The following is a 20,257-nucleotide window of genomic DNA, read 5'->3' on the forward strand; positions in this document are numbered from 1 at the left end:
ATGGCCGGCCCGGTGCGCGGACTCAGCTCAGCCGAGGTCGAGGAGCGCGTTCGCGCGGGTCTGAGCAACCGCTACCGGGCCGTCACGAGCCGGCCGGTCTGGCAGATCGTCCGCGAGAACGTGCTCACGCTGTTCAACCTCGTCGTCGGGCTCTCGTTCGGAGCGCTGCTGGTGCTCGGCGACGTCGTGGATGCCCTCTTCGGCTTCTTCGCGATCGCCAACACCGCGATCGGCGTCGCCCAGGAGACCCGCGCCAAGATCACCCTCGACCGGCTGGCCCTGCTCGAGGCGCCGCAGGCGCGGGTGCTCCGCGACGGAGTGCCCACGCTGGTCGCCCGCGACGCCGTCGTGCGCGACGACGTGCTCGTGCTCACGGCGGGAGACCAGCTCGTCGCGGATGCCGTGGTGCTGAGCGCCGACGGCCTCGAGCTCGACGAGTCGATGCTGACCGGCGAGGCGGACCCGATCCCCGCGGAGGCCGCGCGCGAGCTGCTGGCCGGGTCGTTCGTGGTCGCGGGCACCGGGTTGGCGCGGGCGACGCGAGTGGGGGCGTCGTCGTACGCCAACCGGATCACGGCGGGGGCCCGGGGGACGGGACGGGCGACCTCCGAGATCCGCGCGGCGTTGCGGCGCGTCATCCGCTGGGTCAGTTGGATCCTGCTGCCGATCGCCGCCCTCGTGCTCAACGGGCAGATGGATGCCCTGGGCGGCTGGTCGACGGCCCTCGCGAACGGGAGCTGGCGCGAGGGGGCGATCCGGGCGATCTCGAGCGTGATCGGGATGGTGCCGCAGGGCCTCGTCTTCATCACGAGCGTCGCCCTCGCCGTCGCCGCGGTCGCCCTGCTGCGCAGCCGGGTGCTCGTGCAGGACCTGCCCGCCGTCGAGACGCTGGCCCGCGTCGACGTGCTGTGCTTCGACAAGACAGGGACGCTCACCGACGGAACGATGGTGCTCGACGGCTGCGAGCTGCTCGACGAGCGGCCGGGCTGGGATGCCGTGCTGGGCTGGTTCGGAACGCGACCGGATGCCAACGTCACGGCGCGCAGCCTGGTCGAGCGCTTCGGGGCGGTCGGCGCCGCCGTCGGCGCCGCGGCCGGCGCCGACAGCCGACCGGAGGCGGCCGACCCCGCGCCGACGGCGGTCGGCTTCGACTCGGCACGCAAGTGGAGCGCGGTCGGCTTCGCGGCCGGACCGGCCCGCGGCAGTTGGGTGCTCGGCGCTCCCGACGTCGTGCTGGCCGAGGGGCGCGGGGGAGTCGCAGCGTCGGCGGTGCTCACGCGGGCGGGCGAGCTCGCGGCATCCGGGCTGCGGGTGCTCGTGCTCGCGGCGAGCGCTGTGCCGCTGCGGGCCTCCGGCGAGCGCGACGTCGCGGCGCGGGCCGCCGCGGACACCGCGTGGCTGCGCTCCGCCCCGCTCGAGCCCGTCGCCCTGATCACGGTGCGCGAGCGGCTGCGCCCCGATGCGGCGGCCACGGTGGCCTTCTTCCGCGAGCAGGGGGTCGAGCTGCGGATCCTCTCCGGCGATCACCCCTCCACGGTCGCCGCCGTCGCGCGGGCCGCCGGCATCCCGGTCACCGAGGCGATCGACGCGCGGACGCTGCCCACCGACCCGGCCGGGCTCGCCGCGGCGCTCGACCGGCATCCGATCATCGGCCGGGTGACCCCGGAGCAGAAGCGCGACATGGTGCTCGCGATGCGCTCGGCCGGTCACATCGTGGCGATGATCGGCGACGGCGCGAACGACGCGCTCGCCCTCTCGCACGCCGACCTCGGCATCGCGATGGGATCGGGCGTCGCGGCCACCCGCGCGGTCTCGCAGCTCGTGCTGCTCGACGGCGACTTCGACCGGCTGCCGCAGACGGTGGCCTACGGCCGGCGGGTGATCAGCAACGTCGAACGGCTGGCGAAGCTCTTCCTGGCCAAGACCGTGTACGCGATCGTGCTCGCGATCGTCTTCGGTGCCCTGCTCTGGACCTTCCCCCTGCTGCCGCGGCAGTTCGCCGCGACCGACGGGCTCACCATCGGGTTGCCGGCGCTGGTGCTCGCGGGCCTCGCCGCCACCGACCGCGCGCAGGCCGGGTTCCTGCGGCGAGCGCTGCGCTTCTGCGTGCCCTCGGGTCTCGTCATCGCGCTCGTGGTCACCGGGCTCGTCGTGGCCCTGCGCGCCATGCAGGCGGATGCGACCGCCACCTCGACCGCCGTGGTGCTCGCCCTGACCGTGGTCGGGCTCTGGCTGCTCGGCATCCTGCTGCGCCCGCTGGACCTGCGCCGGGTGCTGCTGCTGCTCGCGCTCGCGCTCGGCCTCGCCGGCACCGTGCTCATCCCGTGGGTGTCGGACTTCTTCTCGCTCGGACCGCCGGCGCCGGTCCTCCCGGCCGCGGCGGTCGCCGCCGCCCTCGGCATCCTCGCCCTCGAGGTGCTGCGGCGCAGCGGGGTGACGACGGCACGCCGTCGCCTCAGACCGTGAAACTCACGCCGGTGCGCTGTTCGGCGAGGTTCCAGAGCGCGGCACCGAACTGCGGCGAGGCGCTGGAGGGCACCGGCTCGATCGCGATCGGCGGCCCGGCGACCGAGCGGGCGGGACCGTAGAACTCGCCGCTGCGGGCATCCGGATCGAGCACCGCGCGCACGGCGGGCCAGGCCCCGCGGTCCTTGCCCTGTGCCATGAACCCCATCGCGCGGTCGCCCGCGCGGCCCAGCCATGACTGCTCCGTGATCCCCTCGCGCGCGGCGGCGAGGCCTGTGACGGCATAGCCGGGATGTGCGAGCAGGGACAGCCGGTGCGAGCCGGCCGCGCGGATGCGGCGGTCCAGCTCGAAGGCGAAGCCGTGCACGGCGTGCTTCGAGAGACCGTAGGCCCGGAACGGGCGATAGCGGTGCTCCGAGAGCAGATCGTCGGCGTCGAGGCGCACCATCCGGGTCGCCATGCTGCCGAGTCCGACCACGCGGCCCTGCTCGGTGAGCGACGGCCAGAGCTGTGCGGTGAGAGCGAAATGGCCGAAGAAGTTCGCGCCGATCGTGCGCTCGAGACCGTCGACGGTCGTCTCGCGGCGGCGAGACGGGCTCACGAGCCCGGCGTTGTTGATCAGCCCGTCGATCGGCCCGAGTTCGCGCAGCCGCGCGGCCGCGTCGGCGACCGAGCCCAAGGAGGCGAGATCCAGCGGGACGACGTCGACGAGAGCGCCCGGAACCCGCGCCCGGATCGAGGCGATCGCCCGCTCGGCCCGCGGCGCCGAACGCGAGGCGAGGATGACGCGAGCCCCCGTCGAGGCGAGCTGCTCGCTCGTGAAGTACCCGATGCCGGCGTTGCCGCCCGTGACGACGTAGCACCGCCCGGTCTCGGAGGGCAGGGCGCGAGGATCCCAGCTCACGCCGGTGTCTCGGCAGACGTCTCGACGGCCCCCGTGGCGAGCTGCTCGTGGTGGTGGATGACCTCCGCCACGACGAAGTTGAACCACTTCTCGGCGAACGCCGGATCGAGCTGCGCCTGCTCGGCGATGGAGCGCAGCCGCGCGATCTGCACGCGCTCGCGCTCGGGGTCGGAGGCCGGCATCCCGCTCGCGGCCTTCAGCCTGCCCACCTTCTGCGTGAACTTGAACCGCTCGGCCAGCATGTGCACGAGGGCCGCGTCGATGTTGTCGATGCTCAGCCGGATCGCGGCCAGCTCGGCCGAGGCGTCGGCGTACCCTGAGGACGGTTCAGCGGTCATGCTCCGACTCTAGAGCGTGCTCCTGGTGCTCGCGGAACCGCACCGATTCATCCCCGAACGACGCCAGCCGTGCCTCGAGCCCGGCGCGCACGCCCGGCCACTCGTCGACGAGGATCGAGAAGATCGCGGTGTCGCGCCAGCTGCCGTCGGCCCGCTTGATCGAGCGGCGCTCGATCCCCTCGAACCGGGCGCCGAGCTTCGCGATCGCGGCTTTCGACCGCAGGTTGCGGTCATCCGCCTGCAGCTTGACCCGACCGTAGCCGTGCTCGAAGGCGAGGCCGAGCATGAGCAGCTTGGTCTCGGGGTTCACCTGACTTGCCCAGACCCGCGGGTCGAATCCGGTCCAGCCGATGTGGGCCTGCTCCCGGGCCTCGTCGAAGTCGCCCAGCGTCGAGGCGCCGACGACGCGTCCGTCGTGCGGGCCGCCGTTCACGATCACGACGTAGGTGTTGCCGGTCTCGTGCGGGAAGTAGCGCGGCGCCCATGCGGCGAACGCCGCCTCATCTGCCGGCAGGCCGGCCGGGCCGCCCCCGTAGCCGCCCGCGAACACCTCGGGATGCCCGAGCGCGGTCCACAGCGCCGGCAGGTGATCGAGACGAAACGGCTCGAGACGCACGAAACGACCGACCAGCGGCGCACGATCGGGACGGGTGGCGGGCACGGTGTCAGCCGATGAGGTCGTGCCGCACGACGATCGCGTCGCGGCCGGGGCCGACGCCGATCGCCGAGATGCGCGATCCGCTCATCGCCTCGACGGCGAGCACGTAGTCGCGCGCGTTCTTCGGCAGCTGGTCGAACTCGGTCACGCCCGTGATGTCGTCGGTCCAGCCGGGAAAGTCCTCGTAGATCGGCACCGCGTGATGGAAGTCGCTCTGGTTGACCGGCATCTCGTCGAACCGCACGCCGTCGACGTCGTACGCGACGCAGACCCGGATGCTCTCCAGCCCGGTCAGCACGTCGAGCTTCGTGAGCACGAAGTCGGTGATGCCGTTGATGCGCGCCGCGTACCGGGCCACCGGGGCGTCGTACCAGCCGGTACGGCGCGGCCGCCCGGTGGTGGTGCCGAACTCGAACCCGGCCGAGCGCAGGAACTCGCCCGACTCGTCGAACAATTCGGTCGGGAACGGCCCGGAACCCACGCGCGTCGCGTACGCCTTGACGATGCCGATGACGCGGTCGAAACGGTTGGGTGCGACGCCCGATCCGGTCGCGGCTCCCCCGCTCGTCGCGTTCGAGGAGGTGACGAAGGGGTAGGTGCCGTGGTCGACGTCCAGCATCGTCGCCTGGCCGCCCTCGAAGAGCACGGTCTTGCCGGCATCCAGCGCCTGGTTGAGGATCAGGCCGGTGTCGGCGACCATCGGCCGCAGCCGCTCGGCGTACGAGAGCAGGTCGTCGACCACCTCGGACGCCGCGATCGCCCGCCGGTTGTAGACCTTGACCAGCAGGTGGTTCTTCTGGTCGAGGGCGCCCTCGACCTTCTGCCGCAGGATGTTCTCGTCGAACAGGTCCTGGATCCGGATGCCGACCCGGTTGATCTTGTCGGCGTACGCCGGCCCGATGCCCCGGCCGGTCGTGCCGATCTGCCGCTTGCCGAGAAAGCGCTCCGTGACCTTGTCGATCGTGCGGTGGTACTGCGTGATGACGTGCGCGTTGGCGCTGATCAGCAGCTTCGAGACGTCCAGGCCGCGGGCCATCAGCGCCTCGAGCTCGTCGAAGAGCACCTGGATGTCGACGACGACACCGTTGGCGATCACGGGCGTGACGCCCGGCGTCAGGATGCCGGAGGGCAGCAGGTGCAGGGCGTACTTCTCATCGCCGATCACCACGGTGTGGCCGGCGTTGTTGCCGCCGTTGAACTTGACGACGTAGTCGACGCGGCTGCCGAGCAGGTCGGTGGCCTTGCCCTTGCCTTCGTCGCCCCACTGGGCACCGATGAGAACGATCGCGGGCATGGCGGACTCCCTGGGACTTCTGTAGTCGGGCGGAGGGATTACGCCCCAGTCTATCGGACGGCGTGCGCGGGGCCCGAAGTCGCTCGTCGGCGCACCCGGGGCGCGAGTGGTGCGACATGGCGCTTCCGGCGCCCGCGAGCAGCCATGTGGCACTTCTCGCGGCAGGGTCGTCAGATAACTTGCACATTGATGTGCAAGTTACTACCATGACAGGATGCCCACCGCCTCCACCACGTCCACCGCCCCGACGGGTCGCTCGCCCCGCCGCGACGCGACCGAGAACCGCGCGGCCCTGCTCGCGGCGGCCCGCGTCGTCCTGAACCGCGATCCGGATGCCGGTCTCGACGCGATCGCCGCGGAAGCCGGCCTGACGCGTCGTGCGGTCTACGGGCACTTCGCCAACCGCGACGCCCTGCTGAAGGAACTCGTCACGACGGGCGCCGCGCGCGTCGCCGCATCCCTGGCGGGCGTCGACCACCCCGATCCGCTCGTGCGCCTGGCCCTGATCGCCTCGCAGATGTGGCAGGAGGTCGACTCGGTGCGGGTCATGACCCTGTTCGCGGTGCGCGGCCCGTTCCAGGGGCTCGTCGCCGAACAGCTGCGTCCCGTGCGCGCCCAGCTGCTCGGGGCCGTGCGACACCGCGCCCGACCGGATGCCAGCGCCGGCAGCGCCGCATCGCGGAGCCGCGTCCGCACCGACATCGACCCCGAGACCCTCGCGCGCCTGATCGAGGGCGCCGCGATCGCCGTGCTCGACGAGGCCACCCGTGCGGGCATCCCCGCCGACGCCGGCCGTCGCCTCGCGATGCTCACCGTCCTCTCGGTCGCCGGACTCGACGCGGCGAGTGCCGGGCGTCTGATCGACGAGACGCCCGAGCTCGGCGGAGCCGCCCGATGATCCGCGTGACGCTGGACGGCGCCGCGGTCGGCACGGGGCGGGCCGCGGCGCTCCCGCCGGTGAGCGCGAGCTTCGCGCCCGGAGTGCCGACCGTCGTGGCCACCGAGGGCGGCATCCGTCCGACGGTGCTGTCGCTCGCGGCATCCGGTCGCATGAAGCTCGACGCCGGGAGCGTGACCGCGGTCGAGCTGGCCGACGACGGCGACGGCGACGCCCACGACCACGTGCTGCGGCCGGCCGCCCTGCGACGGGCCATCGCCCTCATCGACACCCCGTTGGTCGCCGATCACTCCGACGAGGTGAGCATCGCCACCGTCGTGCGGGAGGAGCTCGCCCTCGCGGGCGTCCGCGGCTCGCGGGTCGAGCTCTCGGTCGATCGGCGGGATCGGCATCCCTTCGGCTCGCTCGGCGGTGCCGACCGGCTGCGCCTGCTGATCGAGCTCGCCCTGCTGCGACCGGATGTCGCGGCCCTCGTCATCACCTCGCCCGAGCGGCACGGCGGCGAGCCCGCCCTGTGGTGGCGGGTCGTGCGCGAGACCGCCGCCCGCGGGATCGCCGTGCTGGTCGTCACCGACGCCGCGACCCTCGCGCACCTCGAACGCCTGCCGGAGCCGGAGCCGGACACGTCAGCCGCGTCCCACTCGCCGCACCCCGCGCCGCCCGCCTCACCCCTCGCCGAAAGCCGCACCTCATGACCGTCCCCGCCCTGATCCGCGCCGAACTCGCCCGGCTCGTCGCCACGCCGCTGGCCCGACTCGCCCTCGTCGCGCTGATGCTCGTGCCCGTGCTGTACGGCGGGCTCTACCTGTGGGCGAACCGCGATCCCTACGCGAGCCTCGAGCGGGTGCCCGCGGCGCTCGTCGTGCTCGACACGGGCAGCAGCAGCAACGGCACCACCGTCAACTACGGCCGGGACGTCGCCGCCCAGGTCATCAAGAACGGCTCCTTCGACTGGCACGAGGTGTCGGCGAAGGAGGCGGCGGCAGGTGTCAAGCGCGGCACCTACGACTTCAGCGTCACGTTCCCCGCGAGTTTCTCGGCGGATCTCACCTCGAGCGACATCACGGTGGGCGCGAACGGCGCCGCCGTCACCGAGCCGCGGAAGGCCGACATCCGGCTCGTGACCAACGACACGAACAGCTACCTGGCCTCGACGATCGCCACGCAGGCGGCGACCACGATCCGCACCTCGATCGCCTCGCAGGTCAGCCGTGAGGCGGCGGGCCGCTTCCTGCTCGCCCTCTCGGACGTGCGCGGTTCGCTCTCGACCGCGGTCGACGGCGCGTCCCGGCTCGTCGACGGCACCTCGACCGCGCAGTCGGGGGCCCAGTCGCTGGCGTCCGGAACCGCCTCGCTCGCCTCCGGGGCGTCCCAGGTCGCGGCCGGAACGGCGAAGCTCGCGGCCACCGGCCACCAGGCGGTCGCGGCCGGCAACAGCATGGCCGCGCAGATCCCCGCCTTGCGCTCGCAGCTCGCGGCGCAGCTGACAGCCGACGGCCTCACCCAGACCCAGATCGACGCCCTGCTCGCCCAGCTCGACCCACTCGCGGCCAAGGCGGGCAGCGCGCAGTCGCAGCTGAGTTCGCTCGCCGCGCAGGTCGACCAGCTGAACGCGGGCGCGCAGCAGGTGTCGAGCGGAGCCGCACAGGCGCACACGGGAGCGAGTTCGCTCGCCGCGGGCCTCGGCGAGCTGCGCAGCGGGGCGACGACCCTGCACGACGGACTCGCGAACGGGGTCGCCCGGATTCCGAACACCGACGCCGCCCAACGCGAGGCCGTCTCGTCGACCATCGGCGATCCCGCCGCGGTGACGCGCACGGCCGTGACGAAGGCCCAGGACTACGGCGCGGGACTCGCCCCGTTCTTCATCTCGCTCGCCGCCTGGATCGGCATCTACGCGCTCTTCCTCATCGTCAAGCCGCTGTCACGTCGCGCCCTCACGGCGGTGCAGCGCCCGCTGCGGGTGACCCTGGCCGGCTGGCTCACGCCGGGCATCCTGGGACTGTTGCAGATGGTCGCGGTCTTCCTCATCGTGACCCTCGCGCTCGGCTTCACCGTGGCGAACCCGATCGGAGCGCTCGCCTTCATGGTGCTGATCTCGCTGACCTTCGCGGCCATCATCCTGGCCCTCAACGTCTGGCTCGGCAGCGTCGGGCAGTTCCTCGGGCTCGTGCTCATGGTCGTGCAGCTCGTCACGGCCGGCGGCACCTTCCCGTGGCAGACCCTGCCCGCCCCGCTCGCGGCGCTGCACCACGTGCTGCCGATGAGTTTCGGCGTCGACGGGCTGCGCCAGCTGATGTACGGCGGCAGTCTCGACACCGCGCTGTCGGATGCCGGCGTGCTGTTGCTCTGGCTGGGCGTCGCGTTCACCGCGGCGGCGCTGGGTGCCACGCGGATGACCCGCTTCCGCACCCTGCGCGACCTGCGCCCGTCACTGATCGGCTGACCCCGGTGCCGCCCACTCCTCGATCCACTGGTGCATCACGATCGCGGCGGCGGCGCCGGCGTTGAGCGACCGGGTCGACCCGAACTGGCGGATCTCGACCACGGCATCCGCCGCATCGAGTGCCTCGGCCGTGAGGCCGGGTCCCTCCTGACCGAAGAGCAGGATGCAGCGCTCCGGAAAGCCGAACTCGGTCACGTCGACCGAACCCGGCACGTTGTCGACCGCGACGATCGGGCGATCGTTCGCCCGGGCGAAGGCGACGAGCGAGTCGATCGTGTCGTGGTGCACGATGTGCTGGTAGCGATCCGTCACCATCGCGCCGCGCTTGTTCCAGCGGCGGCGTCCGACGATGTGCACGGTCTCGGCCAGGAAGGCGTTCGCGGTGCGCACGATCGAGCCGATGTTCATGTCGTGCTGCCAGTTCTCGATCGCGACCGAGAAGCCGTGCCGATGCCGGTCGAGCTCGGCGACGATGGCCTCGACGGTCCAGTAGCGAAAACGGTCGACGACGTTGCGCGCGTCGCCGTTCGCCAGCAGCTCGCGGTCGTAGCGCGGGTCGCTCGGCCAGGCATCAGGGCCGCCGGGCCATGGGCCGACCCCGACCGACAGGGTGGGCTCGGCATCCGGCTCTGCAGCCGCCCCGGCGAAGGGCTCGGCATCCGGCTCGGGGCCGCGCTCGGCGTCGTCATCCACGGGTCGAGGCTACCGGCGCGTTAATGTCGGCACATGCCCGACCGCCCCGCCTTCGTCTGGGACCCCGACGGCCCCGACACGATCGTGCTGGGCGACAACCTCGCCGCGACGGCGCTGCTGCCCGACGGGGTCGCCCGGCTGGTCTACCTCGATCCGCCGTTCAACACGGGGCGCGTGCAGCGCCGGCAGAGCATCGCGACGACCCGCAGCGCCGAGGGGGCCCGGCGCGGCTTCGGGGGCCGCAGCTACGAGACGGTCAAGACCACGCTGTTCCGCTACGACGACCGCTTCGAGGACTACTGGGAGTTCCTCGAGCCCCGCCTCGCCGAGGCGTGGCGCCTGCTCGACGACCGCGGAACCCTCTACCTGCACCTGGACTACCGCGAGGCCCACTACGCGAAGGTCGCGCTCGACGCGCTGTTCGGCCGCGAATGCTTTCTCAACGAGCTGATCTGGGCCTACGACTACGGGGCCAAGGCGACCAAGCGCTGGCCGGCGAAGCACGACACGATCCTGGTCTACGTCAAGAACCCCGAGAACTACTACTTCGACAGCGCGGCGGTCGACCGCGAGCCGTACATGGCTCCCGGTCTGGTCACGCCCGAGAAGGTCGCACGCGGCAAGCTGCCCACCGACGTCTGGTGGCACACGATCGTGTCGACCAACGGATCCGAGCGCACCGGCTACGCGACCCAGAAGCCCGAGGGAGTGCTGCGTCGCATCGTGCAGGCCTCGAGCGCACCGGGCGATCGGGTCATCGACTTCTTCGCCGGCTCGGGCACGACGGGCGCGGTCGCCGCCGCGCTCGGGCGCCGCTTCCTGCTGGTCGACGAGAGTCCGGATGCCGTGGCCGTCATGCAGGCGCGCCTGCCTGCCGCGCGGGTCGTCGAGCTGACCCCGTGACCCGCTGACCCGCTCGCCTGCTGACCCGAGAGAGCCGGCCTACGTCCCCTCAGGAACGCGAGGCCGCAAGCACGGCATCCGAGCAGAGCGCATCGATCGCGTCGCACGCGGCCCGCAGGCCGTCCGCATCCGGGCTCACCGAGGTGACGATCCAGTCGATGCCGCGCAGCCCGGCCCGGTCGAGCAGGGTCTTCTCGTTGGTGATCCACTCACCCCGAGCCGCGAGCACCGCGTGCGAGGTCTGCGAGGCGGCGACGGTGAGCATCGCGAGGCACTGGGCGGCCCGGCCGGCCGAGGCGTGTGCATTCCGCGCGTAGTCGAGGTGCAGGCGAGCCCGTCCCCACCAGGCCGCGGACGCCGAGCGGCGCAGCGCCGCCGGGAAGGCCGGCCGCGGCAGCTCGCCGCGCAGCACGCGGCACAGAGCGAGTTCGGCGATGACGAGGTAGCTCGGCACCCCCGCGAGATGGAAGGAGAGCGCCTCGATGCGCACCCGTCCGGCCTCGGCCGCGGCGAGCTCCGCCTCGATGTCGGCCAGGTCGCGGAAGAGCACGTCGACCGCGCGTCCGTCGACCCGAAGCCAGGCTCCGCCGCCGAAGACGCTGCCCTCGCCGCCGAGCTGCGACACCTCGCCGGGGTAGCCGAGCGCCCGCAGCTCGTTCGGGTCGAAGTCGCCCCGGTAGTAGATCGCGAGATCCCAGTCGCTGTCGGGGCGGTGCGTTCCCTGCGCACGCGAACCGCCGAGCGCGACCGCCTCCACCGTGGGAAGGCCGGCCAGCCGAGTGGCGAGCTCGTCGACGAAGGCCTCGTCATCCATCGGGTCATCCTATGCGGGGGGGTCGGGGAGGAGGCGGGGTCGAGGAACCACCGGCGTCGGCCGAGCCGGCCGGCGTCGCTACGCTTTCCCCATGAGCGATCGCGGCGAGGTCGAATGCTGGCTGACCGACATGGATGGCGTGCTGGTCCACGAGAACACGGCGCTGCCCGGCGCGCAGCAGCTCATCCGGCAGTGGACCGACCGCGGAACGCCCTTCCTGGTGCTCACCAACAACTCGATCTTCACCCCGCGTGACCTGGCGGCGCGGCTGCGCTCGTCGGGGCTGGATGTTCCCGAGGCCGCGATCTGGACGAGCGCGCTGGCGACCGCCGACTTCTGCGCCTCGCAGATGCCGGGCGGAACAGCCTTCGTGATCGGCGAATCCGGGATGACGAACGCGCTGCACGAGGTCGGCTTCATCCTGACCGAGACCGACCCCGACTACGTGGTCGTCGGCGAGACCCGCAACTACTCCTTCGAGGCGATCACCAAGGCGATCCGACTCATCAACGACGGCGCCCGCTTCATCGCCACCAACCCGGATGCCACCGGCCCGAGCTCCGATGGCGTGCTGCCCGCGACCGGTGCGATCTCGGCTCTCATCACGAAGGCCACGGGCAAGGACCCGTACGTCGTCGGCAAGCCGAACCCCATGATGTTCCGCTCGGCGATGAACAAGATCGGCGCCCACAGCGAGAACACGGCGATGATCGGCGACCGGATGGACACCGACATCGTCGCCGGCATCGAGGCGGGGCTGCACACCGTTCTGGTGCTCACCGGCATCAGCGACCAGGCCGAGATCGAGCGCTACCCGTTCCGACCCGACGAGATCCTGCAGGGCGTGTACGAGTTGGTCGACCCTGATCAGGGCGAGACGGAGCTCTAGCCCACTCGGCGGCGCCCCGCGGCCGCCGCGATTCGTTTCGCGCCCTACGGCGTCTTCGCCACCGCGATGCTGCCGGTCATGGGCTGGCCCGATGAGCGGTTCACGAAGCAGAAGTAGTCGTGCTGGCCGGCATTCCACTCCTGCGCCGTGACCGGGTAGCTGCCCTGCATCTGTGCGTCGGTGTACTGGCCGGCCGCGGCGAGGTCGAGTACCCCGGGCGCGCTGCACAGCAGGGAGATCTGCTTCTGCAGCGCATCCGCCCCCGGGAAGGTGGGGTACGTCGCGGGGTCGAAGGTGCCGCGGAACACCATCTGAGCCGGATGCGGCGCGCCGCAGTCGACGACCGTGAACGTCTCGGCCCAGGCCGAGCTGAACGGGTCGAGGCACTCGCCGCCGAGCAGCTGGTCCCAGCGGTGCACGCCGACGGCGACCGGTCCGACCGGCTTGACGGTCGACGTCGTCGTGGGGGTCGGGGTCGGCGAGGCGCTGGCGGTCGGGATGGCGGCGGGCGCCGATCCGAGCAGGGCGGGAAGCCGGGTGCCCAGGATGAACAGCGCGATGAGGGCGACGATCGCGACCAGGCCGACCGCGATCGAGATCAGCACCTTGTGGGCCCGCGTGAGTCCGTGGTGGTCTCCGGTGGCGGCCGGGGCGGGGCCGGCTGCCACCGGCCGTGCGGCGGGACTCGCGATCGGGACGAGCGCGTCGTCGTACTCCTTGAACGCCGTCTCGGCGAACAGCGCGTCGATCGCCGACGTCGTTTCGGCCGGGGTCGGTTCGAGCGGGGGCGCCTCGGCCGGGGTCGGCTGGGCGTGGGTCGGCTCAGTCGGGGTCGCTGCTGCGGGCGGAGCCGCGGCGGGCAGCGCCTCGACCTGCTCCATCGGCTGGGTGGCCTCGGGCTCCGGGGTGATCGCCTGGGTCGGCTCGCCCGGCGTCAGGCCCCACGAGAAGGGCTGTCCGGGAGCCGGGGGCGCCTCGGCCGGTGACGGGCCGGCTCCGGCATCCGGGTCGTGCTCCGGATCCCGCTCGGTCACTGCCCTGCCAGGCCCAGATCGGCCAGACCGATCGCGGCGAAGTACGGGTAGCCCGCGGCCTCGATGACCTGCTGGGCTCCCGTGTCGCGGTCGACGACGACGGCGACACCGACCACGATCGCGCCGACCTTCTCGAGCGCCTCGGCCGCCTTCAGCGGAGAGCCGCCGGTCGTCGAGGTGTCTTCGAGCACGACCACGCGCTTGCCGCGGAGGTCCGGCCCCTCGACCTGCTTGCCCCGGCCGTGGTCCTTGGGCTCCTTGCGCACGACGAACGCGTCGTAACGACGCCCGCGCGCGGCACCCTGGTGCAGCACGGCCGCGGCGATCGGATCGGCGCCCATGGTCAGACCGCCGACGGCGTCGACGTCCGGGATGCGATCGATGATGTCGGTCATGACCTGGCCGATCAGCGGCGCGACCCGGTGGTCGAGGCTGACCTTGCGCAGGTCGATGTAGTAGCTGGCCTTCTTGCCGCTCGTGAGGGTGAACTCCCCGTGGAATACGGCCTCATCGCGGATGTAGTCGATGAGCTGGCTGCGCGCGTCGGTCACAGTGAACACCCTAGGGTGCAACCGCCCCGGCAACCCCCTTGCCGATCGCGCGCATCGGCTTCTCGTCGCTGAGCGGATAGGTCGTCAACTGGCCGCCCCGCGGATCGACGGCCGCGAGACGCTCGGTCGTCGCGGCGACGGGCACCGGGGCCGCGACGAACCCGATGAGCGCGACCAGAGCCCCGGCCACGAGCACGACGATGACGCCGAACACGATGGTTCGACGTGAGGGCCGGGGGGCGCGGTCGGGTGTTCCAGTGTCGGGGGTCACTGATTCGAGACTAGGCAGCGCACTGCCCCCGACACAGACTCCCCTTCGGGGGCAGACCCGTCCGACGCGGCTCGTGCCGGAGGGCCCCGGTAGTTTGGGGAGCATGCGCATCGCGACCTGGAACGTGAACTCCGTCCGCAGCAGGGTGGGCCGGATCGTGGACTGGCTGGGCCGCGAAGAGGTCGACGTGCTCGCGATGCAGGAGATCAAATGCACCGAGGCGCAGTTCCCGATCGAGGCCTTCGAGGAGGCCGGCTACGAGGTCCGGCTGCACGGCCTCAACCAGTGGAACGGCGTCGCGATCGCGAGTCGAGCCCCCATCGAGGATGTCGAGATCGGCTTCGACGGCATGCCCGGCTTTCTCAAGGGCGAGGAGGGTCCCGATCTGCCGCGTGAGGCCCGGGCGATCGGCGCGACCGTCAACGGGGTGCGCATCTGGAGCCTCTACGTTCCCAACGGGCGCGCGCTCGGCGATCCCCACTACGACTACAAGCTCGACTGGCTGGCGGCGCTGGCCGGATCGACGCGCGAGTGGCTCGGCGCGCATCCGGATGTCCCCCTGGCCCTGCTCGGTGACTTCAACATCGCGCCACTGGACTCCGATGTCGGCGACCCCACCTTCGTCCCGGGGGTGTCGACCCACATCTCGCCGCCCGAGCGTGCCGCGTTCGCCGAGTTCGAGGCGATCGGGCTGAGCGATGTCGTGCGTCCCCTGGTTCCCGAGGGCTTCACCTTCTGGGACTACAAGCAGCTGCGATTTCCCCGCAACGAGGGCATGCGCATCGACTTCATCCTGGGCTCGCACGCCTTCGCCGACCGGGTGGTCGGCGCGCAGATCCACCGCAACGAGCGCAAGGGCGACGCCCCGAGCGACCATGTGCCCGTCGCGGTCGATCTCGACCTCGAGATCGACGACGACGATCGGCCGATGATCTTCTGAGCCCCGAGGCGGCTCGGCTCCGCGTCGCTCATCCCGGTGCGAGCAGCGCCGCGACGACCACCAGCACGACGATCGAGGCCGCGGTGGTGATCAGCACCGTGTCGCGCGCGAGCGTGACCGCCGTGCCGTAACGCTGCGCGTAGTTGAAGACGTTCTGCGCCGTCGGCAGCGCGGCGAGGACGACGACGACGAACAGCTGGTGTCCGCGCAACTGCCAGACGAAGTGGCCGAGCAGCCAGGCGATCACGGGCATCGCGGCCAGCTTGAGGGTGCTCGCGAGCAGCACGTCACGGCGCCGGGTGCCCGCGGCGAGCACGCGGCTGCCGTGCAGCGACATCCCGAAGTTCAGCAGGATCACGGGCACCGCGGCCGCCCCCACGAGCTGCAGGGGGGCGAGCACCGGCGCGGGGAGTCTCAGCCCGGTGACCGCGACGATCACGCCGAGCAGCGATCCGATGATCAGCGGATTGCGCACCGGTTGCAGCAGGATCCGCCGCACCGAGAGGGTGCCGCTCGTCGTCACGTCGAGCACGGTCAGCGCGATCGGGGCGAGCACGATGAGCTGCAGCAGGATGACGGGCGCCGAACTCGAGGCGTCGCCGAGCACGTAGACCGAGACCGGCAGCCCGATGTTGTTGGCGTTCACGTAGCCGGAGGCGAGTGCGCCGATCGTCGCCTCGGGGATGCTGCGGCGCCAGACCAGCAGCGCGATCACCAAGAACGCCACGATGTCGATCACGGCGGCGAGTGCCGAGATCGGCAGCAGGGCCGAGAACAGGTGCCGCACATCCGCTCCCGCCAGCACGGTGAACAGCAGCGCGGGCGAGAGCACGAAGAAGGCCAGCCGGCTGAGCACCCGGTCGGCGCTCGGCCCGAGCAGATCGATCCGTCCGATCAGATAGCCGACCGCGATGACGGCGACGATGATCGCGAACCCGATCAGCACGCCCACCATGGGTCAAGGCTAGCCAGCGCGGTCGGGGTGCCCTGACCCGGTGGGCCCGGTGCCCCGGTCAGCGCAGCGCGCGGTAGTGCGTCCGCTGCTCGGGCGTGAGGTGTTCCGTCGCGTAGCTCAGCATCGTGCGCGGCATCGCGGCGGCGTGCGCATCGAGGAAGGCCAGGAGCGCGGCGCGGTCGACGCGGTCGCCGGCCTCGCGCAGCATCCAGCCGACCGCCTTCTGGATCAGGTCTTCGCGGTCGGCCAGAAGCCGCTCCGCCAGCTCGAACGTCGTCGAGGCGTCGCCGTGCTGGAGGAAGTCGAGCGTGGCGAGCACCGCGACCCGGCGTTCCCAGAGCGACGCGGATGCCGCGAGGGCGCGTAGCGGAGCCCGGTCCCGTCCGCGCCACCAGGCGCCGAGGATCGGGGCGGAGCTGACATCCACGAGGTCCCAGTTGTTGACCCTGCCGCGTGCGACCGCCGCCAGGTACCGGGCCACAACGGTCTCGGGCTCGCGGCGGGCGGCGGCGACCAGCAGAAGCAAGGCCGCCATCCGGTGCTCGTGCTCGGGATCGTCGAGCAGCGCGTCGATCTCGTCGAGGGCGATGCCCCGGAACGGCGCGACCGCGCGGCGGATCGTCGGCATCCGGATCCCGAGGAACACGTCGCCCTCGCCGTACTCGCCTGGGCCCGTCTTGAAGTAGCGGCCGAGGTCGGCCGCGCGTGACGGGTCGGCGAGCTCGGCCAGGGCAGCACGCACGTCATCGGCCGTCTCGCCCATGCCAGGAGTCTAGAACCGTGCGTCGTCGCGACAGCCACGCAGCTTTCGTGCGCCATTCGGCATGCTTCCCTCCGGCCCGCTCCGTAGCCTTGATGAAGGAAAGGAGGCGCCATGTCATCGCTCACGCCCGCTCGCACGACCCCCACCATCGTCGGAGAACCCGAGGTGGTCGAGGACGCCTCCACCGCCGAGTCGTCGGCCGCCTGGCTCGAGGTCAAGGCCGCCGCGATCCAGCTGCGCGAGTTGCAGGACCACGACGGCGCGATCCCGGATGCCGCCGACCACCCCCGCGCGGTCGACCTCGTGGCTCGTCTGCTCGCCGGGGTCCGGGCCCTCGCCCCCGCCTTTCCGCACGATGCCGTCTACCTCTCGGCCCTGCGGATCGACTTCGAGCGCTGGGCGGCCGAGGGCTTCGGCATCCCCGACTTCTACGACTCGCTCGTCGCCTTCCGGCCCGAGCAGCACCGGGTGAACGGCCTGCGCCACCTCGTGGTGTTCCCGATGTACACGCAGAACGGCAGCACGGACCGGCTGGTCGAGGCCGTGCTGATCGAGGTGCTCTGGCCCGACTTCGTGGCCGAGCTCGAGGCCGATCCGTACACGAACAAGCTGTTCGTGCCGATCCGCTTCGTCGACTTCACCCCCGGCTACGACACCAACTCGGCGGTGCTGTTCCCCGAGACGGTGGCGATGAGCGCGCGGCCGATCGGCGGCGTGGACGGCGATCGGCCGGCGGGCGCCGCAGCGGCGGCGCCCCAGCAGGCACAGCTCCCGACCTTCACGTGGGGGGCGATCTTCGCCGACCGCGAGGCGGCGCGGTTCCGCAGGGTGGTGCGCGCGGCGGCCGAAGTCACGAAGCTCGAGCTTCCGGATGACGCGGCACGACTGCTCGACGACCAGGCTCTGGCCGAGCAGACCTTCGTGATGTGGGATCTGATCCACGACCGCACCCACATGCGTGGCGATCTGCCGTTCGATCCGTTCATGATCAAACAGCGCATGCCGTACTTCCTGTACTCGCTCGAGGAGCTGCGCTGCGACCTGACGGCGTTCCGCGAGAGCGTCCGTCTCACGCGCGACGAGGCGAGCGACCCGACGGCGCGCGAGCACGCGCGGCTCGTGCAGTACGCGATCCTGTTCGACCGCCTGTTCCGCTTCCCGCTCACGGGCAGCCGGGTGCGCAACTACGACGGTCTGGGCGGCCAGCTGCTGTTCGCCTGGCTGCATCAGCACCACGTGCTGCACTGGACCGACACCTCGCTCGCGATCGACTGGGCCGAAGTTCCGGATGTCGTGGTCGCCCTCTCCGACGAGATCAACGAGCTCTACTGGCGCAGCATCGATCGCCCGAAGACGGCGCATTGGCTCGCGGCCTACGAGCTGATCCGGGCGACGCTCGCGCCGCATCCGGCGTCCGTGTGGGCGCGCGGGCTCTCGGACGAGATCCTCGCCGGCCCTCCGAAGGGCATGACCGACGCCGTGCTCGACGACGAGTTCCCTCTCTCGATGTTCTACGAGGCTCTCGGCAAGAAGATGGGTGCCGTGATCGAGTCGACCAAGGGGATCACCGGGGCGCGCGGATGACCCGGGTCGTCGTCATCACCGGAGCGACGGGAGCGACGGGGCGGGCCGCGGCCGCAGCCCTGAGCGCGCGCGGCGACACGGTCGTGGCCGTCGGGACCGACGCGGCGCGGCTCGCCACCGTGGATGCCGCCGATCGCCGGGTCGCCGACCTCACCGACCGCGCGGCGTGCGATCGTCTCGCGGCCGAGGTGCTCGCCGCCCACGGCCGCGTCGACGGCCTGCTGCACCTGGTGGGCGGCTGGCGCGCGGGCTCGGATCCCGCCGATGCCGAGTGGCTCACGGCGCGGCTCGTCACGACTCTGATGAACGTCAGCGACGCCTTCGAGCCCTCGTTGCTGGCAGCCCCGGCCGGGCGGCTGGCGATCGTGAGTTCGACGGTCGTCCACCGCGATGCACCCCCGACCTCCGCCTATGCGGCCGCCAAGCTCGCCGCCGAGGACTGGATGGCTCATCTGACCACCCGCTGGGCCGGGACCGACGCCGCCGCCGTCACCTTCGTGGTGCGCTCGATCGAGGAGGGCGCCCCCGCTGCCCCGGCCGGCGGCACCTCGGTGGCCACGCTCGCGGCGGCCCTGATCGGCCTCTGGGATCGCTCCGCGAACGAACTCGCCGGCGCACGTCTCCGCATCTAGCTGTCACGCCGTACCGGGTTGCGCGAAGGCATCGGTGGGCGCTCGGGCGCGGCGAGCCCGCACCCGTTGCGGCCGCCGACAGCAGGAGCGCACCCGCACCCACACCCGCGCCCGCGCCCGCACCCGACCGCATCCGCGCGAGAATGAACCAGTGACCTCACTCCACGATCAGTCCTCCCGCGGTTTCGCCTCCGACAACTACGCCGGCGTGCACCCCGAGGTTCTCGCCGCGATCGCGACCGCGAACGGAGGCCACCAGATCTCCTACGGCGAGGACGTCTACACCGAACGTGTGCGCGAACTCATGCGCGAGCAGTTCGGCGAGCGCGCCGAGGTCTTCCCCGTCTTCAACGGCACGGGCGCGAACGTCGTCGCGCTCACCTCGCTGCTGCCGCGCTGGGGCGCCGTCGTCGCGACCAGCACCGCGCACATCCACACCGACGAGGGCGGCGCTCCCGAGAAGATGACCGGGCTCAAGCTCTACACGGTGCGCACCCCCGACGGAAAGCTCACCCCCGAGCTCATCGCCACCGAGGCCTGGGGCTGGGGCGACGAGCACCGCGCCCAGCCGCTCGCGGTGAGCATCACCCAGACCACCGAGCTCGGCACCCTCTACACACCGGCCGAGGTGCGCGCGATCGCCGACTGGGCGCACGAGCACGGCATGGCCCTGCACATGGATGGCGCCCGCATCTGGAACGCGGCCGCCGCGCTGGGCGTGCCGTTCCGCGAGTTCACGACGGATGCCGGGGTCGACATCCTGAGCTTCGGCGGCACCAAGAACGGCCTGCTCGGCGCCGAGGCCATCGTCGTTCTCGACCCGGACCGCGTCGACGGCCTGATCTTCCTGCGCAAGACGAGCATGCAGCTGGCGAGCAAGATGCGCTTCATGAGCGCCCAGCTGCTCGCCCTCTTCGACGAGGGCCTCGGCCTGCGGTCGGCCGCGCAGGCCAATGCCATGGCGATTCGGTTGAGGTCGTCGCTCGAGGCGGGGATCTCCGACGGCTCGATCTCGGGCCTCGCGTTCAGCCAGGCGACGCAGGCCAACGCCGTGTTCGCGGTGCTCGACAACGGGGCCGCCGACCGCATCCGCGAGCGCGTGCGCTTCTACGATTGGGACCGCGCGGCCGGCCAGGTGCGCTGGATGTGCGCCTTCGACACCACCGAGGCCGACGTCGATCGCTTCGTCGCCGTCATCCGCGAGGAGCTGGCGCGCGCCTAGGC

At 71.8% G+C, this 20,257-nt stretch carries 21 protein-coding genes; 10 read left to right on the forward strand and 11 right to left on the reverse strand.

Annotated elements, in window-relative coordinates; translation table 11 throughout:
- Complete coding sequence (locus tag ACFPJ4_RS08015; RefSeq protein WP_386739883.1) at positions 1 to 2,466, forward strand: HAD-IC family P-type ATPase; 2,466 nt, start codon at positions 1 to 3, stop codon at positions 2,464 to 2,466.
- Here ACFPJ4_RS08015 and ACFPJ4_RS08020 read toward each other — a convergent pair.
- Genes ACFPJ4_RS08020 through ACFPJ4_RS08035 form a run of 4 tightly spaced genes read right to left on the reverse strand, consistent with a single transcriptional unit; the run spans position 2,456 to position 5,660 of the window.
- On the reverse strand, positions 2,456 to 3,370 hold the full coding sequence (locus tag ACFPJ4_RS08020) for an SDR family NAD(P)-dependent oxidoreductase (RefSeq protein ID WP_386739884.1): 915 nt from the start codon (positions 3,368 to 3,370) through the stop codon (positions 2,456 to 2,458). The genes ACFPJ4_RS08015 and ACFPJ4_RS08020 overlap by 11 nt on opposite strands.
- Entirely contained in the window at positions 3,367 to 3,708 is a 342-nt protein-coding gene (locus ACFPJ4_RS08025; RefSeq protein WP_386739885.1) for a chorismate mutase, read from the reverse strand. Before ACFPJ4_RS08025 ends, ACFPJ4_RS08020 begins: the two co-directional genes overlap by 4 nt.
- On the reverse strand, positions 3,698 to 4,369 hold the full coding sequence (locus ACFPJ4_RS08030) for a GNAT family N-acetyltransferase (protein WP_386739886.1): 672 nt from the start codon (positions 4,367 to 4,369) through the stop codon (positions 3,698 to 3,700). The genes ACFPJ4_RS08025 and ACFPJ4_RS08030 overlap by 11 nt, the downstream gene beginning before the upstream one ends.
- Before the next feature lie 4 nt (positions 4,370 to 4,373).
- A complete protein-coding gene (locus ACFPJ4_RS08035) occupies positions 4,374 to 5,660 on the reverse strand; it encodes an adenylosuccinate synthase (protein WP_386739887.1) in 1,287 nt (428 codons plus the stop codon).
- A 214-nt stretch (positions 5,661 to 5,874) separates the two neighbouring features.
- Between ACFPJ4_RS08035 and ACFPJ4_RS08040 the strand changes: the two genes are divergently transcribed.
- Genes ACFPJ4_RS08040 through ACFPJ4_RS08050 form a run of 3 tightly spaced genes read left to right on the forward strand, consistent with a single transcriptional unit; the run spans position 5,875 to position 9,004 of the window.
- Entirely contained in the window at positions 5,875 to 6,558 is a 684-nt protein-coding gene (locus ACFPJ4_RS08040; RefSeq protein WP_386739888.1) for a TetR/AcrR family transcriptional regulator, read from the forward strand.
- Positions 6,555 to 7,253 (forward strand): hypothetical protein, encoded by a 699-nt coding sequence (locus ACFPJ4_RS08045; protein ID WP_386739889.1) that lies wholly within the window; start codon positions 6,555 to 6,557, stop codon positions 7,251 to 7,253. The genes ACFPJ4_RS08040 and ACFPJ4_RS08045 overlap by 4 nt, the downstream gene beginning before the upstream one ends.
- Positions 7,250 to 9,004 carry a YhgE/Pip family protein gene (locus tag ACFPJ4_RS08050; RefSeq protein WP_386739890.1) on the forward strand — a complete coding sequence of 585 codons (1,755 nt, stop codon included), beginning with the start codon at positions 7,250 to 7,252 and terminating at the stop codon, positions 9,002 to 9,004. The genes ACFPJ4_RS08045 and ACFPJ4_RS08050 overlap by 4 nt, the downstream gene beginning before the upstream one ends.
- Here ACFPJ4_RS08050 and ACFPJ4_RS08055 read toward each other — a convergent pair.
- Positions 8,990 to 9,697, reverse strand: coding sequence for a TrmH family RNA methyltransferase (locus tag ACFPJ4_RS08055; RefSeq protein WP_386739891.1), 708 nt, complete (start codon positions 9,695 to 9,697; stop codon positions 8,990 to 8,992). The two genes, ACFPJ4_RS08050 and ACFPJ4_RS08055, sit on opposite strands and share 15 nt — an antisense overlap.
- Before the next feature lie 33 nt (positions 9,698 to 9,730).
- On the opposite strand from ACFPJ4_RS08055, the gene ACFPJ4_RS08060 reads away from it, so the two are divergent.
- Positions 9,731 to 10,600 carry a DNA-methyltransferase gene (locus tag ACFPJ4_RS08060; RefSeq protein ID WP_386739892.1) on the forward strand — a complete coding sequence of 290 codons (870 nt, stop codon included), beginning with the start codon at positions 9,731 to 9,733 and terminating at the stop codon, positions 10,598 to 10,600.
- Positions 10,601 to 10,649: 49 nt separating this feature from the next.
- On the opposite strand, the gene ACFPJ4_RS08065 is transcribed toward ACFPJ4_RS08060, so the two are convergent.
- On the reverse strand, positions 10,650 to 11,414 hold the full coding sequence (locus ACFPJ4_RS08065; RefSeq protein WP_386739893.1) for a nucleotidyltransferase domain-containing protein: 765 nt from the start codon (positions 11,412 to 11,414) through the stop codon (positions 10,650 to 10,652).
- Positions 11,415 to 11,505: 91 nt separating this feature from the next.
- Between ACFPJ4_RS08065 and ACFPJ4_RS08070 the strand changes: the two genes are divergently transcribed.
- Positions 11,506 to 12,303 carry an HAD-IIA family hydrolase gene (locus tag ACFPJ4_RS08070; RefSeq protein WP_386739894.1) on the forward strand — a complete coding sequence of 266 codons (798 nt, stop codon included), beginning with the start codon at positions 11,506 to 11,508 and terminating at the stop codon, positions 12,301 to 12,303.
- Between the two features lie 44 nt (positions 12,304 to 12,347).
- Here the strand turns inward: ACFPJ4_RS08070 and ACFPJ4_RS08075 are convergent, their stop codons facing one another.
- The 3 genes from ACFPJ4_RS08075 to ACFPJ4_RS08085 are packed head-to-tail and all read right to left on the reverse strand — an operon-like array spanning position 12,348 to position 14,159.
- The gene (locus ACFPJ4_RS08075; RefSeq protein ID WP_386739895.1) at positions 12,348 to 13,337 is read right to left on the reverse strand and encodes a hypothetical protein; all 990 of its coding nucleotides are present in this window, start codon (positions 13,335 to 13,337) and stop codon (positions 12,348 to 12,350) included.
- Positions 13,334 to 13,888, reverse strand: a complete 555-nt coding sequence (gene pyrE / locus ACFPJ4_RS08080; RefSeq protein WP_386739896.1) for an orotate phosphoribosyltransferase — start codon at positions 13,886 to 13,888, stop codon at positions 13,334 to 13,336. The genes ACFPJ4_RS08075 and pyrE overlap by 4 nt, the downstream gene beginning before the upstream one ends.
- A 10-nt stretch (positions 13,889 to 13,898) precedes the next feature.
- On the reverse strand, positions 13,899 to 14,159 hold the full coding sequence (locus ACFPJ4_RS08085) for a hypothetical protein (RefSeq protein WP_386739897.1): 261 nt from the start codon (positions 14,157 to 14,159) through the stop codon (positions 13,899 to 13,901).
- A 103-nt stretch (positions 14,160 to 14,262) separates the two neighbouring features.
- Between ACFPJ4_RS08085 and ACFPJ4_RS08090 the strand changes: the two genes are divergently transcribed.
- The gene (locus tag ACFPJ4_RS08090) at positions 14,263 to 15,099 is read left to right on the forward strand and encodes an exodeoxyribonuclease III (RefSeq protein WP_386739898.1); all 837 of its coding nucleotides are present in this window, start codon (positions 14,263 to 14,265) and stop codon (positions 15,097 to 15,099) included.
- Positions 15,100 to 15,127: 28 nt separating this feature from the next.
- Here the strand turns inward: ACFPJ4_RS08090 and ACFPJ4_RS08095 are convergent, their stop codons facing one another.
- Together ACFPJ4_RS08095 and ACFPJ4_RS08100 are read right to left on the reverse strand one after the other, a co-directional pair.
- Positions 15,128 to 16,054 (reverse strand): AEC family transporter, encoded by a 927-nt coding sequence (locus tag ACFPJ4_RS08095; protein WP_386739899.1) that lies wholly within the window; start codon positions 16,052 to 16,054, stop codon positions 15,128 to 15,130.
- A 58-nt stretch (positions 16,055 to 16,112) separates the two neighbouring features.
- Positions 16,113 to 16,817, reverse strand: coding sequence for a DNA alkylation repair protein (locus ACFPJ4_RS08100; protein WP_386739900.1), 705 nt, complete (start codon positions 16,815 to 16,817; stop codon positions 16,113 to 16,115).
- A 111-nt stretch (positions 16,818 to 16,928) separates the two neighbouring features.
- Here ACFPJ4_RS08100 and ACFPJ4_RS08105 point away from each other — a divergent pair, with 111 nt between their 5' ends.
- From ACFPJ4_RS08105 to ACFPJ4_RS08115, 3 genes are all read left to right on the forward strand, one after another.
- On the forward strand, positions 16,929 to 18,401 hold the full coding sequence (locus ACFPJ4_RS08105) for a DUF6421 family protein (protein WP_386739901.1): 1,473 nt from the start codon (positions 16,929 to 16,931) through the stop codon (positions 18,399 to 18,401).
- Positions 18,398 to 19,033 (forward strand): SDR family NAD(P)-dependent oxidoreductase, encoded by a 636-nt coding sequence (locus ACFPJ4_RS08110; protein ID WP_386739902.1) that lies wholly within the window; start codon positions 18,398 to 18,400, stop codon positions 19,031 to 19,033. Before ACFPJ4_RS08105 ends, ACFPJ4_RS08110 begins: the two co-directional genes overlap by 4 nt.
- A gap of 151 nt (positions 19,034 to 19,184) precedes the next feature.
- Positions 19,185 to 20,255 carry a threonine aldolase family protein gene (locus ACFPJ4_RS08115; RefSeq protein WP_386739903.1) on the forward strand — a complete coding sequence of 357 codons (1,071 nt, stop codon included), beginning with the start codon at positions 19,185 to 19,187 and terminating at the stop codon, positions 20,253 to 20,255.
- Positions 20,256 to 20,257: the final 2 nt, after the last annotated feature.

It is taken from the genome of Lysinimonas soli (assembly GCF_042655435.1).
Classification (GTDB): Bacteria; Actinomycetota; Actinomycetes; order Actinomycetales; family Microbacteriaceae; genus Lysinimonas; species Lysinimonas soli.

Coding starts and splice junctions, on each gene's coding strand:
- ACFPJ4_RS08045 (WP_386739889.1), top strand. CDS start 6,555: ATGATCCGCGTGACGCTGGACGGCGCCGCGGTCGGCACGGGGCGGGCC.
- ACFPJ4_RS08105 (WP_386739901.1), top strand. CDS start 16,929: ATGTCATCGCTCACGCCCGCTCGCACGACCCCCACCATCGTCGGAGAA.
- ACFPJ4_RS08035 (WP_386739887.1), bottom strand. CDS start 5,660: ATGCCCGCGATCGTTCTCATCGGTGCCCAGTGGGGCGACGAAGGCAAG.
- ACFPJ4_RS08040 (WP_386739888.1), top strand. CDS start 5,875: ATGCCCACCGCCTCCACCACGTCCACCGCCCCGACGGGTCGCTCGCCC.
- ACFPJ4_RS08110 (WP_386739902.1), top strand. CDS start 18,398: ATGACCCGGGTCGTCGTCATCACCGGAGCGACGGGAGCGACGGGGCGG.
- ACFPJ4_RS08065 (WP_386739893.1), bottom strand. CDS start 11,414: ATGGATGACGAGGCCTTCGTCGACGAGCTCGCCACTCGGCTGGCCGGC.
- ACFPJ4_RS08100 (WP_386739900.1), bottom strand. CDS start 16,817: ATGGGCGAGACGGCCGATGACGTGCGTGCTGCCCTGGCCGAGCTCGCC.
- ACFPJ4_RS08070 (WP_386739894.1), top strand. CDS start 11,506: ATGAGCGATCGCGGCGAGGTCGAATGCTGGCTGACCGACATGGATGGC.
- ACFPJ4_RS08095 (WP_386739899.1), bottom strand. CDS start 16,054: ATGGTGGGCGTGCTGATCGGGTTCGCGATCATCGTCGCCGTCATCGCG.
- ACFPJ4_RS08025 (WP_386739885.1), bottom strand. CDS start 3,708: ATGACCGCTGAACCGTCCTCAGGGTACGCCGACGCCTCGGCCGAGCTG.
- ACFPJ4_RS08060 (WP_386739892.1), top strand. CDS start 9,731: ATGCCCGACCGCCCCGCCTTCGTCTGGGACCCCGACGGCCCCGACACG.
- ACFPJ4_RS08090 (WP_386739898.1), top strand. CDS start 14,263: ATGCGCATCGCGACCTGGAACGTGAACTCCGTCCGCAGCAGGGTGGGC.
- ACFPJ4_RS08050 (WP_386739890.1), top strand. CDS start 7,250: ATGACCGTCCCCGCCCTGATCCGCGCCGAACTCGCCCGGCTCGTCGCC.
- ACFPJ4_RS08015 (WP_386739883.1), top strand. CDS start 1: ATGGCCGGCCCGGTGCGCGGACTCAGCTCAGCCGAGGTCGAGGAGCGC.